Origin of the sequence: Lentilactobacillus otakiensis DSM 19908 = JCM 15040 (assembly GCF_001434145.1) — a bacterium.
GTDB classification, from domain to species: Bacteria; Bacillota; Bacilli; order Lactobacillales; family Lactobacillaceae; genus Lentilactobacillus; species Lentilactobacillus otakiensis.
Window position 1 is genome coordinate 297,647 of sequence record NZ_AZED01000013.1, and the last position, 15,983, is coordinate 313,629.

Genomic DNA, 15,983 nt, shown 5'->3' on the forward strand with positions numbered 1-15,983 from the left:
CTTTATAGATGCACAGTTTTTTTGGCGAGCCAATCGCCGGCAAATTGAACGATAAAGACCATAATTAAAATCACTAACATGGCAGCGATGGTAACATCATTTTGGTACCGAGCGTAGCCGATGCTGATGGCAACATCCCCCAAGCCACCTGAACCAATCGCGCCAGCCATCGTGGTCAAACCGATCAGACTAATGACAGTCACAATCGATGCTCGGATCAAATCAGGCAAGCCTTCACGCAAATAAATCCGGAAAATGATTTCTAAGTTACCCGACCCCATCGACCGAGCAGCCTCGATGACTTGTGGATCGATTTCCAGTAGTGCATTTTGAACTTGTCTAGCATAAAACGGGAAGATTCCAACGACCAACGGTACTAATGCGGCTGTCGTTCCGACGGTGGTGTGGACAATGAAATTCGTAATCGGAAACATCACCGCTAGCAAAATAATGAACGGAATTGACCGCAGCAGGTTGACCACCTTATCCGTCAGACTGTAGACGTATGCGTCTTCGGCGATCCCGCCTTCTTGAGTGATGACGAGGACAATTCCAATCCCCAGGCCTAAGACACCAGCGATCACGGAAGACCAGACCGTCATATAAATGGTCTCCCAAATTGACTGAACAAATTGCGGCCAAATATGGGCCACATTAGGAAATATTTGTTTTAACATTTGTCTGCTCCCCCTTCTTCTCGGTGGCTAACAATTTGACGTTAACCCCATGCTGATTTAAGAAATTGATGCCGTCAGCCAATTGTTTGGATTGGCCGGACAAAATGATGATCAAGTATCCAATTGATGTTGAGCTGATACGCTCGATATTGGCAAATAAGATATTCGCCTTCAATTTGTATAGCTCAGTTAAGTCAGAGATTAGTGATTCCTTGGTGGCTTGACCACGGAACTTCAAGAACAGCAATCTTTCGTTGGCACTCAAGGCTTGGAGACTCTGATCAGCTTTGATTTGAGCCAAGGCCTCGGTCACATTGGCGGAAGAGTCAACAAAGTTCTGAGTTAAAGCTTGTTGTGGATCTGAGAACACTTTGGCCACATCACCACGTTCGATAATTTTGCCGTCATCCATCACAGCGACGTGCTGACAAATGGATTTGATGACCTGCATCTCATGGGTGATTAAGACAACCGTCAAGCCCAGTTTTTCGTTGAGTCGTTTCAGTAATTTTAAAATGTCATCGGTGGTTTTCGGATCCAAAGCACTGGTCGCTTCATCACTAACCAAGATGTCGGGGTCGTTGGCTAACGAACGGGCAATTGCTACTCGTTGCTTTTGGCCACCGGACAACTGCTCTGGATACGCCCGTTCAAATTCACTGAGACCGACTAAATCAAGTAACTTTTTCGCTTTGGCAACCCGATCGGCTTTGCTAATTCGTTGGCTGAGCAGCGGATATTCCACGTTACCCAACACTGTCCGTGAGTTCAGTAAGTTGAAATGCTGAAAGATCATACCAATCTTCTTTCTTGCTTGCCGTAGTTCAGGGTTAGACAACTTGAGAAGTTCCTGATTACCCACAATCACGTTTCCAGAGGTTGGCTTCTGCAGTAAATTGATTGTCCGCACCAACGTACTTTTGCCAGCTCCGGAATAACCAATAATGCCATAGACATCACCTTTGTTAATTTGCAAATTGACCTTGTTGACCGCATGCAGCTGCTTGCCACTTGACTGGAAAGTCACGCTGACGTCCTGCAGATCAATGATTGGTTTTTCTGAATCTGCCATATTTTTCATCCCTACTTTCAAAAAATTAAAAAAGCGCTCCTGTACAAAATACAGAAGCGCTTCATCGCGGTACCATTCTGAGTTCACCTGCCAGTTACCCGACAAGTCTCACTAACCATCTCATATTGAAATGGCGTGTCTAATAACGAAGACTAACCCGTCTGCCATTTTCACGTGTGATCATGACAGCCAATCATCGGCCATTTTCGTTTCCAACCCGCGATCGACTTCCACCAAATGTCGACTCTCTTGACGCTGATTGAGAATTACTTTCCGATTCATTTTGTTTAAATTGATTACTGCAAATTCCAAACATCTTTAGCGGTTTTGATGACCAACGCCAATTTATTCCACTGATCTTCTTCAGTTAAACGATTTCCCTCTTCAGTTGAGGCGAAACCGCATTGTGGTGAAATGCAAAGATTATCTAATGGTACGTACTGACTGGCATCTTGGATTCTGCTCTTAAGAAAATCCTCAGGTTCCAATTCAGGTTTCTTGCTGGTAACGATGCCGATCACAATTCGTTGATTGCGGCCGTTGTCAGCGATTTTCTTCAATGGTTCAAAGCCGCCGGATCGTTCGTCATCATATTCCAAGAAGTAGCCATCGATGTGAAGCTCAGCCAAGTAGTCGGCAACTGGATCGTATGCGCCGGCACCTGCCCAAGTTGAATCGTAATTCCCCTTGCAGACGTGCATGGTAATCGTCAAATCAGCAGGCTTGCTGTCAACAATCGCATTGATTGCCTTAACCGCAGCTTCAGCTAATGGTTTGAGTTCCGGCTTTAATGTCTTGTTGGAGAAGCTGGCCCACATACCCCATGAAGTGTCATCCAACTGCAGGTATCGACAGCCTAAGTCGTAAAAATGTTGAACAGTTTGCTTGTATGCTTCAATCTCATCATTTAAGAATGTCTCAAAATCACCATCGTAATAGTTATCAAAAACTTCAGCGTCTTTATTTGGGAAGAATACCGATGGACTTGGGATGGTTTGCTTAGCAGTGACGTCATCTGGCACGATGCTGTTCAGGTACTTAAAAGCCTCGAAGAATGGGTGGTCGGGATTATAAGCGATCTTGCCGGTAAATCGAATTCCACCTTTGCGGGTTTCTTCACCATGGAAATTGTAACCATGTTCTGGTTCAAAGAATTCAGCGCCGTTTAAACCAGCAAAGAAGTCCAAGTGCCACCAGCTGCGACGAAATTCTCCGTCAGTCACACCCTTGAGGCCAAGGGCGACTTGTTTATCGACGATGCGGCTGATTTCTTGATCTTCAACTTTCCTCAAATCATCACGACTAATTTTTTGTGCTTGATAATCTGCCCGAGCCTGCTTTAATTTTGCTGGCCGTAATAAACTACCTACTTCATCGTATCGATATGGAAATTTTAATTTTGCTGCAACTGTCATTTTGACCACTCCTTCAATTTTGTCGTATAAAAAAAGTCCTCATACAGAATAATCTGTATAAGGACGATATTGATCGTGTTACCACCTTAGTTTTCACACAGCTCACACCATGTGACTCATTAGGTACTCAACCAAGTTGAATACCGCAACGCGATAAGGTGCGTTCGCCATGCCATCTCGCTGGAGCTCAACGACATTCTGCTCAAAGACCATATTCACCGACTTGCCACAATTCACTTTCACCAAACGTGAACTCTCTAAATGTGCCGCATCGACTACTCATCTTTTCACTGCTTTTTGTTTATCAATTTAACTAATGAGTTTAGGCTATTTTATGAGAATGTCAAGGGGATAATTTAATGTTGCAATTTTTAGAACGCATTTATTAACCAAACATTCCCTTTAAATATGCGCTTTAGTGAATTAGGAGAAAATGAATTTTCTCATGAAATAGTTTTAAAATCATGCGCATTCACAGAGTTACTTTGCTTGCGTCCCCTGAACATAAACCCGCTTAATATCACTTTTAGAGGCATGATACATAATCTTCTCAAATACCGTCTCCATATTCTCATCCTCAAATGCCCGCAACGGTGACTTCACGACTTGCAAGTCCGCCAAATAACCAGCCTTAATCTGGCCAGTCTTGAGATGTAAGCTCTTTGCCCCGCCGACCGTTGCCAGGTAAAACCCATTTTTAGCAGAAATTGGTTGGTTGTCGGTTCCCCGTTCTTCTGGTGAAAGCTCGGCATTCACACCATCATGCAGCATCCGCGATGAGATTACGGCTTGGCGGATATTTTGATACAAACTTGGTGAATAACCGCCGGACAGATCAGTGCCCAAGCCAACTTTAACATCTTGGTGTAACAGTTTGCTGACAGGCAGAACCGCGTTGCCGAAGTAGACGTTTGAAATTGGGCAGTGGGCAATCGCAACACCACGGTCTTTGAACGTATCCAAATCTGATTGGTTCAGCAAGGTGCCATGGGCCATCACTGATTTGTCTGTTAGCAAGCCATACTGGTCAAGGACTTCGGCGTCACGCATGTGGTAATGTTCCAGTGCATAACCATTCTCCCAATCACTTTCACTACAATGAGATTGCACAGGCAAATCGTATTTCTTAGCGAGTTCACCTAACCCCTTGAGTGATTCCGGTGTGCAGCTGGGGACAAATCTGGGTGTGATGACTGGGGTTTGTTTGATATCAGCTGTCTGATTCAGTTCTGTCAGCTGCTGGATAAAACTTTCCGTGTCAGCAACCGCACTCTGAGCCGAGGCATCCCGATAATACTCGGGCGTCTGATCTGGATTGTCCATCGCAACTTTACCAATGAAGCCACGTTGATGATGAGTGATGCAGGCCATCGCCAATTCCGAATTTGCCGGATTATGAGTCGTGCCAAAATATAACGCAGTGGTTGTCCCATTGCCAATCAGCTCTGCCACTAAATCATCGTAGACCCGCTTAGCAAAAGCGGTGTCTTGATATTTCGCCTCCAAGGGAAAAGTGTAGGTATCCAGCCATTCGTTTAACGGCTGATCAAGGGCAACACCGGCATTTGGCCACTGTGGTGCGTGAACATGAAGATCGATGAAGCCGGGAAGCAAGTATTCATCCGTCTTTAGTTGAACCAATGTGTCGTTGTCAGCTGCGTGCTGTTTAACCGTTGAAAAGTCGGCATCCGACTCGTCCACAACTTGCTCAATATAGCCTTCACTATCAATGCAAATGAGTTGATGCTCTCGGCACCGAATCGATGCTGGGTCAGTTGACGTGATTGTCGGTCCTTCGATTACTTTAGTGATTGTGATGATAGCCACCTCGTTGGTTGTATTTTTCGAAAATCGCCGCTCTATTGCGACTGCTTAATTGAATTATATACTGCGAGCGACGGTTCCTCAAAGACGATTTTTCCGAAAACATCTCTCTGATTGCCACCACTAACAAATCAGATTATGATTAAACCCATTAAAACCCAGGAGGAAAAATCATGCACCCAATAAGATTATCAGTTAACCTGATTGAGCAACGGCCTGAACTGCCAACCGGCTGTGAAATCACGGCAGTCACCATGATGCTGCAATATGCCGGCAACCACGTGAACAAAGTTGCTTTGGCACATGAAATGCCATACAATCCCACCGATTGGAACAAGGGATTTGTCGGCGATCCATTTACCGAGAATGGCGACAGCATTTACCCACCTGCTCTGCTGGAGTTAGTGACCCAGTATGCTGGCAATGCAGTCGATTTCAGTGGTTATTCAATAGGACAATTAGAACAATACCTGTCGGATACCGGCCACCCCATCGTTGTCTGGGTCGGCAAGTTCGACGGCTTCTCAACCCATGCGCTGGTGATGACCGGGTTTGACGACCAAGTCATTTATTATAATGACTGCTGGACGGGAGAGCAGACCAGCATGCCAATCGCCGAATTTGAGCAGATTCGGTCGAATAAAATGAAGCTGGCGCTGAGCTACTAGAAAAAATTGGGTCATAACTCACAATGCATATTCTTTTCTATGTCTAATAACGGTATAATTAATTCAATTAATCGTTACCAACATGGAGGGTATTTTATGAAAATTCGCAAAGCATTACTGTGTACGGGTTGGGGATTCCTAGCAGCTGTGACACTCATCAATCCAAGTGTCGCCAACGCAAAGCGCAAGCCAGCTGTGCTCCGAGTCGATGCAACCGAAGCCAGTGTCAAAGTTTATCAAGTGAAGCAAGGAAACATTTATTCAAACTATCAACTCACCAAAATCAAAAACAAATCGAATAGTTACAAGGGCGACACCTTCTACTCCAACGAAACAGTGACCGTTAGAAAATCCAACGGCAAAAGCGCTGTCTACCGCGTTTTAGCTAATCGATACGGCAAAGATTTTGGCTACATATGGCATGGCAACGTTAAAAAGATCAAAACCATGAGCTGGAACTTTGGAGACTATGATGCGCCAACTAAAGAATCTGATAATTTAGGCAAATTCTTTACCCCAAGCGAACAGGATCAAGTCAAACAGCTAAGAGATAAGGCTGCCGCGATTGGCAATTCAACTAAGGATATGTATGCGCGAAAAGTTTCTACGAGTGGCACATTTGATGCGGGACAATTAAGTAACTCCTACATTCAGGCAACCGTCGATTGGATTAATTTTTATCGTCAACTTTACGGTTTAAGTTCCGTTACTGCCAATTCTCAGTGGAACACTGAAGCCCAATTCGGTGCCGCTGCGCTTGATGCAGCCGACCAAGGCTTGTCTCATGGTTTAGTCGGTCTCGCCAAACCAGACAACATCTCTTCATCCGATTGGGATCGGGGCGCAGACGCCACTGCCTCAAGTAATTTAGCTGATGGCGTTACTGGGCCATACGATGTGATTTCGTTATACATGAATGATTCTGGCAATGACGTCCCTGGTCACCGTGAATGGCTGCTTGGTGGGATTAATCAGGTTGGTGTGGGCCAAGCGGGCGAATATAATGATTTGAAGGTATTCGACGATAATGATCAAAATACCACTCCCGGCAATCAAATTGTTTATCCAAACAGTGGTTTATTCCCATTTGATGAGTCATTAGACACTAAATGGTCAGTCGAATTGCCACAATCAATTGACGAGAACAGCCAACCGTCCATCTCAGTATATGACAATACTGCAAAGACCAATGTGTCAGTTGATGACGTGACTGTCAGCAACACCGGCTATGGCAACTGGGGCACCTCGATCAGCTATATGCCGGGTGATGGTGATGTGAAAGTGAACCACTCTTATTCCGTTAAGATTAGTAATCTGCCGGATTCGATTCCGGACATTTCTTATACGACTAAACTGTTTTCGTTGAATGTTGATTAGTAGCTAATATGGGACCTGCATGTGAAATTTGTGATCATGCAGATCCTTTTTCTATCCCTTATTTGCTACTAAATGCACAAGTGTAAACGCTTTCAATAGTGTCTCCAGATGCTATACTTTGCTTGTGAATTGTAAGTTACTGGGATTTGAGGAGGCAATATTATGGCACAATTGGATGGTAAGGTTGCAATCATCACTGGTGGCGCAAACGGGATTGGTTTGGAGACAACTAAACTCTTCTTACAGGAAGGCGCTAAAGTTGTTTTCACCGATGTCAACGCTGACGCAGGCAAGCAAGTGGCCGATGAGCTGGATAACGAGAATGCCCTGTTTATTCAACAAGATGTTGGTAATGAGGACGATTGGGAGAGAGTCGTTAAGACAACTCTCGATAAATTTGGCACCATCGACATTTTATTTAACAATGCCGGCATTTATATCATCGGCAAAATCGCTGATTTAACCGTTGATACTTGGAACAAGTTAATGCGCATTAATGTCCTTGGTGTATTTTTAGGACTGAAACACGTGATGCCTGTCATGGCTGAAAATGGCCATGGATCAGTCATCAATGCGTCGTCCATCGCCGGAATTGCCGGATCTGCGGGCCACATTCTGTACGGTGCCAGCAAAGGTGCCATACGAACAATGACTAAAGACGCTGCCGCTGAATACGCTGGGAATAATGTCCGAGTTAACTCAATTCATCCCGGCTACATCAAGACCGGTATGGCCGACTATGCCTCGGCATCTCTGGGGGTTCCCGAAAATGAACTCGGCAAAATCTTCCCACTTGGCCGTTTAGGTGAACGAAGTGAAGTTGCCCAGGCCGTGGTGTTCCTGGCATCGGATGCTTCATCCTTCATCACTGGGGTTGAGCTGCCAATTGATGGTGGGTTCTTGGCACAGTAATTGTTAAGGCATTTAAAATCCGTCATCCGATGTGGGTGGCGGTTTTTATCGGAAATTATTGACATTGGTTGGTTTGTGCACTCACATTGTATATACTTGAGAAAAGGTTGAAAAGGAAGTGCCCATATGAGTGATACGATCAATGAAGGCGACAAGACAAAGCTGTCTAAATGGAGAAACTTGTATGGAACACAGATTTCTTCGAATAATCCTGGCAACATACACGAACTGTTTGCTGGCTGGAAGGTTGATGGTGAACATGACAACGAGATCGATTGGGGAGAAAGTAAAGGTAACGAGCTGAAATGGTAAAACACTGATCATAGAAAAGAATTACCAAACTAAATTAGCATAAAAATCCTCGACAAAAATTAATGTCGGGGATCTTTTTTAGATCAATAGGAAATTGATCATCAAATCAAGGATATTTTAGCAAGTTTAGCCTATTGATACTTTAACTTTCTTACCCAACGCGCCAGCAATCTTGGTCAGAGTTTCAATGCTTGTATTACTGCCCCTTTCAATTCGAGCGACAGTGGTTTGTGGGATGCGCGCTTTGTCTGCTAACTCTTGTTGGGTAATACCTGCTGCTTCTCTTGCTTTCAAAACAGCTGCAGCGCTAGCGAGTTTGTTGTATTCTTCATAGAAACCAGCAGCAAATTCTGGATCTTTCATCTGCTCAGCAATAAAGTCATCAACAGAAGATGTGTTTTTTAATTCTTTTGCCATTTTTAAGCCTCCTAGTCCTTTTCAAATTCAACCCTATTTTCTGGCATGTTCAATTTGAGCTCTTGGTGTTTTATCTGTTTTCTTTGTAAATTCATAGGTAATCACTAGCCAAGGCAACGAGTACATTCATTCCCTACCAAGCTAACTGATAATACGTATACAACGCCAACACAACGCCACACCAAACGACCACCATCAGCACCAACATCAGACTCTTACTAAGCGTGTTTTGAATCGTCAAGTCTGCATACTGCTGGTCAATCAACTTGCGGGAACTGATTAATCCAAAGACAATTAAAATAACCGGCAACACAAATATCTCGAGTTTACTGCCAGGATTATCCGCACTTCCGAAACCAAAATGAGTTGGGACTTCCTGGGGCAATCGGGGATATAGAACGATGGTCATCATCGCCGTTAGCACACTGACGCACCAATGGACCACCCAAAATTTGTTGTAAACTTTGGAAATCAGAACCGAAAAATTCATGAAACTCGCTTCCTTATTTTTTTGTAGGCCAATAAATATGCGGTTCAAGATATTTTCTCTGGTAATCATACCAGACTTCCTCGCTAGGTTGGCTCTTGTCATCGACTTCCGGATGAAAAATAATCTTGTCATCTGGAACATCAAACAGATGCAATCTTCCCTTCACTGGAAATGGCTCAATGGCATGAAAGTCACCTAACATCCATTCATATTCTCTGGGGCCAGTCTTTTTGATGTCCACAAGATCTATGACACAGTTGGCATAGCCCGGCATCGTACCTTCAATTTTCTTCTGTGAAGCACAAATTAGCAGCGGACCACGATAAGTTGTTGACCAAGAACGATACTCAATCGTTTTGTCTCCACTCAAAATCATCAATGCATAATCGGCTCCCATAGACAATGCTTTCAAATAATCACCTCCAAATTTGTCTCAGCAGATCCCAAACTTAGTACAGCTTCACCATTCCATCTTTATCGGGCTTGTTACTCATCAATTTCATGTATTCTTTGAACTCTTTCTTCGCCCACTCTGGCGCATTGGGATCAATCTTCAGTTCTGTATCAGTGCTAATCCAATACTGTTCACCCTTTGGTTCGTCCAGCATAGCAGACACCTCACTTTGCTTTAAGCATAACAAATTATTTCTAATTTGCTAGAGGTAAATTTACGATTATATTAGATTCGGGGGGTAATGAGCATCCTCCATGCCTTAAGAAGCATTCAAAGCAACAATCAAAAGCCGCTTACGTTATACTAAAGTTAGTTAACCTACTGAATCCACTAAGGCGGTATGCGACATGATTGCGACAATCATCACCAGCATCATTTCATTCATCGGAACCAACATTGACGACACTTTTGTGTTGGCAGTCTGGTTTTCACAGACCGATTCGCAATTTCAGAAAAAAGACGTTGTGATCGGTCAATTTGTCGGCTTTGAATTTTTAGTCCTGATCAGTGTTTTTGCCGCATACGGCTTAAGCTTTCTGCCAACTGACAAAGTTGGCTGGCTGGGCATTATTCCTATCATTGTCGGAATTCAGAAATGGTTTCAATACCGGAGAAAAGTTGTAACAGATTCCGAAGAAACCTCGGTCAAAAAAGTCATCCATCATAATCAAAAATTTCGAATCAACAAAAAGGCTTCCCCCCTTACTCGTACCATTCGAACCCAGATGTTGTCCGTTGCACTGGTAACCATTTCCAATGGCGCCGGCAACTTGACGGTATACATCCCGCTATTTAGTGAATACACAATCGGGGAACTCATCCTCACCGTTGTCATCTTCACAATTATGACTGGCGTTTGGTGCCTGATCGGTTATACAATTGCTAGCCTGCCTTTCATTAAGGACAAGCTTGACCACTATAAAGAAATCATTATTCCGATTGTGTTTATCTCAATTGGTTTTTATGTGTTGTGGGAAAGTGGGATTATATGAGGTGTTCGCAATGCTCTTAAACGTGATCAATCAGTGCTTTTGTGTTTTACATGAGAAATCAACATGATGCCGTAACAGATGTTAAAGTGCTTTCAAACTAACATTCACGAGGAGACTAACCATGACTAAAAAAGTATTAATCACCGGCGCCAATCGCGGCATCGGGTTTGAAACTGCCCATCAATTGGCACATCAAGGTTGGTATGTATTATTAGGCGTTCGCAACATTCAACGTGGGCAAGCAGCTTTAGCAAAATTAAACGCCGAAAATTTATCCAACGTTGAATTGATTCATATCGATCTGAATGACCTGGATACGATTGCCGAAGCCGCAAATGACGTTAAGCACCACCACCCAGATTTAAAGGTCGTCGTCAATAATGCCGGTATCGCTGGTGACATGGATAAGCGTCCATTAGACTTTTCTGTTAAGGAATTGGATGATTTGATGAAGGTCAACGTGGAAGGCAACTTTGAGATGATTAAGCAGTTTACCCCTATTTTGCAGAAAAATCATGGCAAAATCGTCTGCGTTACCATTCCCACAATTATCAACAATTTCTTCAAACCATTCGGCTACCTGACCAGCAAATCAGCGCTAAACACCCTGATCAAATTAATCGGCAACGATTTCAAACAAAACCACATCCCTGTTCAGGTATTCGGCGTGATTCCTGGAGGAGTGACGACCGACTTAAACGATCACATGAGCGGCTGGATGATGCATTCTGTTGAAGAAGGCGGCCAAATTATTGCTACAGTAGTGAATGACTCTCATAATCACCAAGGGAAGATTATCAACCGGATGGGCGTTGTTTCATTAGGCGCTAAGCATGTTTGGAGTAAAATCAAACCACACAGAAACTAATTAGGATTATAGATCTAAGAAACAGTAAGTCATGACTGGTCGCCTAAAGTCCTTCAAGAGAACTACTCACATCACTGCTACCAAGAAATTGGTTATCCAAGGTAATTACTAAGTTCAATTAGATCATAAGACACCCAGGTCCTCGACAAATTAATGCCGGGGATCTTTTTTCACTGGATAAAAGTGGGATTTTATTTATTAAATAATATTGTACGTTATCCTGTACAACATTTTATGTATGTTATATAATTCAGTTACCAATTAAGGGAGGTAGTCAATATGGAAGCAACAAACATGACAGACTTTCGTAATAATATTCGAAAATATCTGGATAAGGTTATCGATGATTCAGACAATCTGACGATCACCCGCCCTCACGGCAAAAACGTTGTAGTTATGAGCCAAGAAGACTATGAAAACTTGGTAGAGAATATGTATGTTGTTGGAAATCCTAACAATCGAAAGCATCTTGATAAATCAATCGAGGAAGCAAAGCAAGGCAAACTAACGGAAGTTGACTTAAATGACTTATGAGAAAGATCAAGTTCACTTCAGAAGGAATGAATGACCTGCGTTACTGGCAAGAACACGATGAGAAAAAGGTCAAGAGAATTAAGCAACTCCTGGCTAACATCCGAGACACACCATTTAAAGGGATCGGAAAGCCTGAACCCCTCCGCTTTGATTATTCGGGAAAATGGTCACGAAGAATCGATCAAGAGAACAGATTAATTTATAGTGTTGATCCTGACACAATTACAGTTTATCAGGCACGATATCATTATTAAGGAAGCAGCGGTCTTAACGATCGCTGTTTTTTTGTGACTCTGAGGCACTCTTTCAGAGAAATCATGAAATTTTGCAAAAATATCAAGAAAGTTCAACTTTTTATAAAATATTCATTTTATCTATTCCTGATAGGGATATAATTAAAATGTTAATTTTGTTGGGGTAATCAAATTGTTGGAGAAGTATTGTATAAATGAGATTAAGTAAAATGGTAATCAAAACCTTTGGAGCTATCATTTGTGGAGCTAGTGTCTTGGCAGTAAGTCAACCAATGAAGGCAAATGCAGCAACTGTGCAACGCGCAATTCGTGGAACTTGGTTTTTAAAAGTACCAGCAGACCCTCTTTTACATACCAAATCTTATGTGCAGGAGACAAAAAACTACGCACATTCCATTAAAATTAAAGCTGGTAATTCAAAAGTATTTGTAATTAAAGGAAGACATCCTGCGACTAATACTTACAAAACAAAATTTCGTTATAAAGGCGGGAAATTCCATACTGTGACGGTCAATGTTGCTGGACAAGGAGATACACAGGGACTAATCTCAACCCATTTAAAAATCAACGGCAAACGCCAACATGTATTATTGGGTGAACCACAGAATGGAAACAAGTTTGATGTATTTACTCACTTCAGACCGACTAAACATTACTTCGTGCGAGGATATATCAAATACTAATATTTTTTATCCGTTGATAAATTAAGTTTTAGAGAGGTCAAAACAAATGAAAACTAAAACAATGATCGCAACAGCACTACTAACTGCTGGATTAGGAATTGGTGCAGTCGGTACGACAGCTAATGCAGCAAGTTGGCATAAGGGAACACCAAGTGCATTAAGGGGCAAGTGGAAAACCAAGCCGTGGACTCAGTCTGGGTATAAATACGATTATCGCAGTTTTATATCTGCACATAAGATTATTTCCGAAGTACGTGGCTTAAACGGCGGTCCAAGTGACATGGCTGCGCCAACAGTGCAACATGCAAGATATAAATATCTAGGGAACCATCTTTACAAGTTCAAAGGAACAAGTTTGGGAACGTCACCAAGTAGCTGTTACATCAAGTGGAAAAGTCACAATCATATTGTGATCAAACCTTGGTCAAACAACAAAGTGTTCAGCTATTATCGTTACTAGATAAAATTTGAATTTTATAAAAACGTTTAAACGTTTAAAGAGGTTAAAAATATGAAATTGAAAACAATTATTGCCGGAATTGTTGTTGCTACTTCCTTTGCATCTATTTCTTTACCATCAGCGCAAGTTTCTGCTAAAAGTGCGGTCCAGCAGTTAAGAGATGCTGCTAAAAAGTCTGACAAAGAAGCTCACGAGCAAGGCTTTGGGAATCATCGAGGTGGCAAATTAGGAAAGCAACCAGCTGCTAAAGTTTTGTCGAACAAAAAGGTTACTCCACGGACTGCTTATTTGGCTTATGGTGGTAATATCTATTCTGACCAATATCTTTCTTATTCTAAAGCCTATGTTGTAAAGTACGTTGGGCCTAAGTTCAGCATCAATCGCCAAGAAGTTGTTCTTAAAGCTAATGGTAAAAAAGCTGTTTACTATCATGTTACCAATTCTCAGATTACTGGCTGGGTTTGGCACAAAAACACAATAGCTCATTTATCATAAATCAAATTTGACGTGTGGTAACTCGAAGATAAAATCACAGTTTTATCCGTGTAAATTGAAATCAACTGATTGGAGAAAAACATGAAGAAACATACAATACTTGCAACTAGCCTTTTAACACTTGGGCTTGGAATTGGGTTAAGTACCTCATCACAAATCACAAGTGCTAAATCATCAGTTAAGATCGTCAAAACGTATCATATGAAAAACGCCTTAACTCGATACAGCTTTAACGGCAACATCTATTCTTCTCGTTACTTGAAGAAAGTAACTCATAAAGGGTACAACTATCCCAATACCAAGTGGCAAGTCAACTATTCAGTTAAGGTCAAGAAGTCTAATGGCAAGGCTGCGGTTTACTACAATATAAAGAATGGAAAAGTTAAGGGCTGGATCTGGAAAGGTTACTTATCTGACAAGCCACAAGTTAAAAAGGCTGCTCAATATAAGAATGCTGGACGGACAATCAATGGTGTTAAGCTAAATGCCAATGGTGTTGCTATTCTGCCAACTACTAAACATGCAGCAGCAACTAGGAAGTTACCATTGTCAGTTCCAGTTTCTAATAAGAATGTCCGTGGCTTTGCACACTTGAATGATTTACGTAAGGCGCTTATCAAATTCCATTCGGCATATAATCATGCATCTTCAAGTATTCAAAAAGATTATAAGATGTATTTAGACTCATATACGGAATCCTATGAAGGATTTATTACTAATCAATACAATACTAATAGCAATGCCACACAAGGATTTGTAAATAAAACGCTTAAAAATACTCGACTTGCTACAAAAGACGTTTTAGATGGCAAGTAATAACTAAAGCGTATTGAAGCTCCCCACATAAAATCACGATTTTATCTGGGAAAATTACATTTTCAAATATTTACTGTTGGGTATCACGAGAAAGGAAGTTCTAGATTATGATGAGGGGAAAAATCGTTAGGGGCTTGGTTCTTTCTAGTTTAAGCTTAGGATTACTTGTCGGAGTTGGCTCTACTTCTAATAGCGGCAATTTTAATGACAATGCTTTTGCTAAGTCCAAGGTTGTAAAGACCAATGCCTTACATACCATAAATGATTTATCAGCTAAACATGGGATTCGAACAATCCCAGGAACTAACATCAAGATTAAGACCAAGATTCATCATAAAACATATGGCAATTTATCAGCACAGGGGGTATTTTATGCCACTATGACTAATGGCCATACTGTCTTTACTTTCCCATATGGTCCATATGTAAAACATGCTCTTGAACAAATTCCTGGGCAAATCTCAATTACTCAGGCTGAGAATTTAACTAATAATTCTGGGCATTGGCGATTATATTATATTCCTGGCACTGATCCTACTGCTAAGTATGGCAATTGTGCACCAGTTGTTAAAGGATACAAAAATCGAGCTGACTTAGATTATACTATAATGGATAGTTTTCCTACTACTTTTGGTGATTCTTATTGGCTTAATGAATCAGCATATCTTGTTTCATATTCTAAAAAAATCGTGCTTTTATCAAAAGAAGCTCAGAATAATGCGAATCATTTTAATCGTTAATCTTAGCAACCTCCAGGGAGATTTCTTCTCAAATTTTTAAGGCGAATTGGATAAAATCTTCATTTTATCTTGATTTCAAGGCATCGCAATTCATACTGAAGTCCTATATACTGGTGGTAATCAAGCGACTTGAAAGAAGATGCCTAAGTATGAAAAAGCCAAATGTCGTCTCCTACCCTGCCATATTCGACAATCAAAACAATGAAGGTTATTACACTGTAACCTTCCCTGACATCCCTGATACTGTCTCACAAGGCAAAACACTGGAAGAAGCCATCCATGAAGCTCCTGACGCAATTGCCATTGCGTTACCTGACTACGAAAAATATCCTCATTCTAGTGATATTCAACAGATACAAGCTAAAAATCCTGACAAAATTGTTCGGATGGTTAGTGTAAATATGAACGCAAAAATGTAACAAATGAAGTAAATCCATATGTTATACGCAACTGTTGGAGGGATGAATTGGATTATAGTCAATACGTGAGACAGATTTTAAGAGAGATCAAGAACCGCGTTTAG

The 15,983-nt window shown here is 41.8% G+C and carries 22 protein-coding genes and 2 other annotated features; of the genes, 14 read left to right on the forward strand and 8 right to left on the reverse strand.

Translation table 11 applies throughout. The annotated features are described in order from the left end of the window. Positions 1-2 precede the first annotated feature (2 nt). From FD05_RS07360 to guaD, 4 genes are all read right to left on the reverse strand, one after another. Complete coding sequence (locus FD05_RS07360; RefSeq protein ID WP_020282017.1) at positions 3-677, reverse strand: methionine ABC transporter permease; 675 nt, start codon at positions 675-677, stop codon at positions 3-5. Further along, positions 655-1,749 carry a methionine ABC transporter ATP-binding protein gene (locus FD05_RS07365; protein WP_020282016.1) on the reverse strand — a complete coding sequence of 365 codons (1,095 nt, stop codon included), beginning with the start codon at positions 1,747-1,749 and terminating at the stop codon, positions 655-657. Before FD05_RS07365 ends, FD05_RS07360 begins: the two co-directional genes overlap by 23 nt. Before the next feature lie 49 nt (positions 1,750-1,798). After that, positions 1,799-2,040: a binding site (T-box leader), on the reverse strand. A 5-nt stretch (positions 2,041-2,045) separates the two neighbouring features. After that, a complete protein-coding gene (locus FD05_RS07370) occupies positions 2,046-3,164 on the reverse strand; it encodes a 5-methyltetrahydropteroyltriglutamate--homocysteine S-methyltransferase (RefSeq protein ID WP_020282014.1) in 1,119 nt (372 codons plus the stop codon). Between the two features lie 56 nt (positions 3,165-3,220). Further along, positions 3,221-3,464, reverse strand: a binding site (T-box leader). Between the two features lie 180 nt (positions 3,465-3,644). Beyond that, on the reverse strand, positions 3,645-4,925 hold the full coding sequence (guaD, locus tag FD05_RS07375) for a guanine deaminase (protein ID WP_394804945.1): 1,281 nt from the start codon (positions 4,923-4,925) through the stop codon (positions 3,645-3,647). Between the two features lie 236 nt (positions 4,926-5,161). Here guaD and FD05_RS07380 point away from each other — a divergent pair, with 236 nt between their 5' ends. The 4 genes from FD05_RS07380 to FD05_RS11810 all read left to right on the forward strand — a co-directional run bounded on the left by FD05_RS07380 (position 5,162) and on the right by FD05_RS11810 (position 8,257). Beyond that, entirely contained in the window at positions 5,162-5,656 is a 495-nt protein-coding gene (locus tag FD05_RS07380; RefSeq protein WP_020282011.1) for a C39 family peptidase, read from the forward strand. A gap of 96 nt (positions 5,657-5,752) precedes the next feature. After that, the gene (locus FD05_RS07385) at positions 5,753-7,033 is read left to right on the forward strand and encodes a CAP domain-containing protein (protein ID WP_020282010.1); all 1,281 of its coding nucleotides are present in this window, start codon (positions 5,753-5,755) and stop codon (positions 7,031-7,033) included. A 162-nt stretch (positions 7,034-7,195) separates the two neighbouring features. Beyond that, on the forward strand, positions 7,196-7,945 hold the full coding sequence (locus tag FD05_RS07390; RefSeq protein ID WP_020282009.1) for an SDR family NAD(P)-dependent oxidoreductase: 750 nt from the start codon (positions 7,196-7,198) through the stop codon (positions 7,943-7,945). Between the two features lie 126 nt (positions 7,946-8,071). Beyond that, complete coding sequence (locus FD05_RS11810) at positions 8,072-8,257, forward strand: hypothetical protein (RefSeq protein ID WP_020282008.1); 186 nt, start codon at positions 8,072-8,074, stop codon at positions 8,255-8,257. A 126-nt stretch (positions 8,258-8,383) separates the two neighbouring features. Here FD05_RS11810 and FD05_RS07400 read toward each other — a convergent pair whose 3' ends face one another. The 4 genes from FD05_RS07400 to FD05_RS11780 all read right to left on the reverse strand — a co-directional run bounded on the left by FD05_RS07400 (position 8,384) and on the right by FD05_RS11780 (position 9,772). After that, positions 8,384-8,674 carry a helix-turn-helix domain-containing protein gene (locus FD05_RS07400; protein ID WP_020282007.1) on the reverse strand — a complete coding sequence of 97 codons (291 nt, stop codon included), beginning with the start codon at positions 8,672-8,674 and terminating at the stop codon, positions 8,384-8,386. Positions 8,675-8,807: 133 nt separating this feature from the next. Further along, positions 8,808-9,164, reverse strand: coding sequence for a DUF1648 domain-containing protein (locus FD05_RS07405; RefSeq protein WP_020282006.1), 357 nt, complete (start codon positions 9,162-9,164; stop codon positions 8,808-8,810). 13 nt (positions 9,165-9,177) lie between these two features. After that, positions 9,178-9,576 (reverse strand): ASCH domain-containing protein, encoded by a 399-nt coding sequence (locus FD05_RS07410; RefSeq protein ID WP_051990651.1) that lies wholly within the window; start codon positions 9,574-9,576, stop codon positions 9,178-9,180. Between the two features lie 37 nt (positions 9,577-9,613). Then, entirely contained in the window at positions 9,614-9,772 is a 159-nt protein-coding gene (locus FD05_RS11780) for a hypothetical protein (protein WP_020282004.1), read from the reverse strand. Between the two features lie 193 nt (positions 9,773-9,965). Between FD05_RS11780 and FD05_RS07415 the strand changes: the two genes are divergently transcribed. The 10 genes from FD05_RS07415 (at position 9,966) to FD05_RS07460 (ending at position 15,879) form a co-directional block, all read left to right on the forward strand. Next, the gene (locus FD05_RS07415; protein ID WP_020282003.1) at positions 9,966-10,610 is read left to right on the forward strand and encodes a cadmium resistance transporter; all 645 of its coding nucleotides are present in this window, start codon (positions 9,966-9,968) and stop codon (positions 10,608-10,610) included. 121 nt (positions 10,611-10,731) lie between these two features. Further along, a complete protein-coding gene (locus FD05_RS07420) occupies positions 10,732-11,478 on the forward strand; it encodes an SDR family NAD(P)-dependent oxidoreductase (protein ID WP_020282002.1) in 747 nt (248 codons plus the stop codon). A 279-nt stretch (positions 11,479-11,757) separates the two neighbouring features. Next, complete coding sequence (locus FD05_RS07425; RefSeq protein WP_020282001.1) at positions 11,758-12,012, forward strand: type II toxin-antitoxin system Phd/YefM family antitoxin; 255 nt, start codon at positions 11,758-11,760, stop codon at positions 12,010-12,012. Next, entirely contained in the window at positions 12,009-12,266 is a 258-nt protein-coding gene (locus tag FD05_RS07430; RefSeq protein WP_020282000.1) for a Txe/YoeB family addiction module toxin, read from the forward strand. Before FD05_RS07425 ends, FD05_RS07430 begins: the two co-directional genes overlap by 4 nt. A 254-nt stretch (positions 12,267-12,520) precedes the next feature. Next, complete coding sequence (locus FD05_RS07435; RefSeq protein WP_152436184.1) at positions 12,521-12,949, forward strand: hypothetical protein; 429 nt, start codon at positions 12,521-12,523, stop codon at positions 12,947-12,949. 46 nt (positions 12,950-12,995) lie between these two features. Next, entirely contained in the window at positions 12,996-13,409 is a 414-nt protein-coding gene (locus FD05_RS07440) for a hypothetical protein (RefSeq protein WP_039933333.1), read from the forward strand. Positions 13,410-13,460: 51 nt separating this feature from the next. Beyond that, the gene (locus FD05_RS07445; protein ID WP_020281999.1) at positions 13,461-13,904 is read left to right on the forward strand and encodes a hypothetical protein; all 444 of its coding nucleotides are present in this window, start codon (positions 13,461-13,463) and stop codon (positions 13,902-13,904) included. Between the two features lie 81 nt (positions 13,905-13,985). Then, positions 13,986-14,720, forward strand: coding sequence for a hypothetical protein (locus tag FD05_RS07450; protein WP_020281998.1), 735 nt, complete (start codon positions 13,986-13,988; stop codon positions 14,718-14,720). 107 nt (positions 14,721-14,827) lie between these two features. Further along, positions 14,828-15,460 (forward strand): hypothetical protein, encoded by a 633-nt coding sequence (locus tag FD05_RS07455; protein ID WP_020281997.1) that lies wholly within the window; start codon positions 14,828-14,830, stop codon positions 15,458-15,460. Positions 15,461-15,609: 149 nt separating this feature from the next. Beyond that, the gene (locus tag FD05_RS07460; RefSeq protein ID WP_020281996.1) at positions 15,610-15,879 is read left to right on the forward strand and encodes a type II toxin-antitoxin system HicB family antitoxin; all 270 of its coding nucleotides are present in this window, start codon (positions 15,610-15,612) and stop codon (positions 15,877-15,879) included. Positions 15,880-15,983: the final 104 nt, after the last annotated feature.

Coding starts and splice junctions, on each gene's coding strand:
- FD05_RS07360 (WP_020282017.1), bottom strand. CDS start 677: ATGTTAAAACAAATATTTCCTAATGTGGCCCATATTTGGCCGCAATTT.
- FD05_RS07365 (WP_020282016.1), bottom strand. CDS start 1,749: ATGGCAGATTCAGAAAAACCAATCATTGATCTGCAGGACGTCAGCGTG.
- FD05_RS07370 (WP_020282014.1), bottom strand. CDS start 3,164: ATGACAGTTGCAGCAAAATTAAAATTTCCATATCGATACGATGAAGTA.
- FD05_RS07380 (WP_020282011.1), top strand. CDS start 5,162: ATGCACCCAATAAGATTATCAGTTAACCTGATTGAGCAACGGCCTGAA.
- FD05_RS07385 (WP_020282010.1), top strand. CDS start 5,753: ATGAAAATTCGCAAAGCATTACTGTGTACGGGTTGGGGATTCCTAGCA.
- FD05_RS07390 (WP_020282009.1), top strand. CDS start 7,196: ATGGCACAATTGGATGGTAAGGTTGCAATCATCACTGGTGGCGCAAAC.
- FD05_RS11810 (WP_020282008.1), top strand. CDS start 8,072: ATGAGTGATACGATCAATGAAGGCGACAAGACAAAGCTGTCTAAATGG.
- FD05_RS07400 (WP_020282007.1), bottom strand. CDS start 8,674: ATGGCAAAAGAATTAAAAAACACATCTTCTGTTGATGACTTTATTGCT.
- FD05_RS07405 (WP_020282006.1), bottom strand. CDS start 9,164: ATGAATTTTTCGGTTCTGATTTCCAAAGTTTACAACAAATTTTGGGTG.
- FD05_RS11780 (WP_020282004.1), bottom strand. CDS start 9,772: ATGCTGGACGAACCAAAGGGTGAACAGTATTGGATTAGCACTGATACA.
- FD05_RS07415 (WP_020282003.1), top strand. CDS start 9,966: ATGATTGCGACAATCATCACCAGCATCATTTCATTCATCGGAACCAAC.
- FD05_RS07420 (WP_020282002.1), top strand. CDS start 10,732: ATGACTAAAAAAGTATTAATCACCGGCGCCAATCGCGGCATCGGGTTT.
- FD05_RS07425 (WP_020282001.1), top strand. CDS start 11,758: ATGGAAGCAACAAACATGACAGACTTTCGTAATAATATTCGAAAATAT.
- FD05_RS07430 (WP_020282000.1), top strand. CDS start 12,009: ATGAGAAAGATCAAGTTCACTTCAGAAGGAATGAATGACCTGCGTTAC.
- FD05_RS07440 (WP_039933333.1), top strand. CDS start 12,996: ATGAAAACTAAAACAATGATCGCAACAGCACTACTAACTGCTGGATTA.
- FD05_RS07445 (WP_020281999.1), top strand. CDS start 13,461: ATGAAATTGAAAACAATTATTGCCGGAATTGTTGTTGCTACTTCCTTT.
- FD05_RS07450 (WP_020281998.1), top strand. CDS start 13,986: ATGAAGAAACATACAATACTTGCAACTAGCCTTTTAACACTTGGGCTT.
- FD05_RS07455 (WP_020281997.1), top strand. CDS start 14,828: ATGATGAGGGGAAAAATCGTTAGGGGCTTGGTTCTTTCTAGTTTAAGC.
- FD05_RS07460 (WP_020281996.1), top strand. CDS start 15,610: ATGAAAAAGCCAAATGTCGTCTCCTACCCTGCCATATTCGACAATCAA.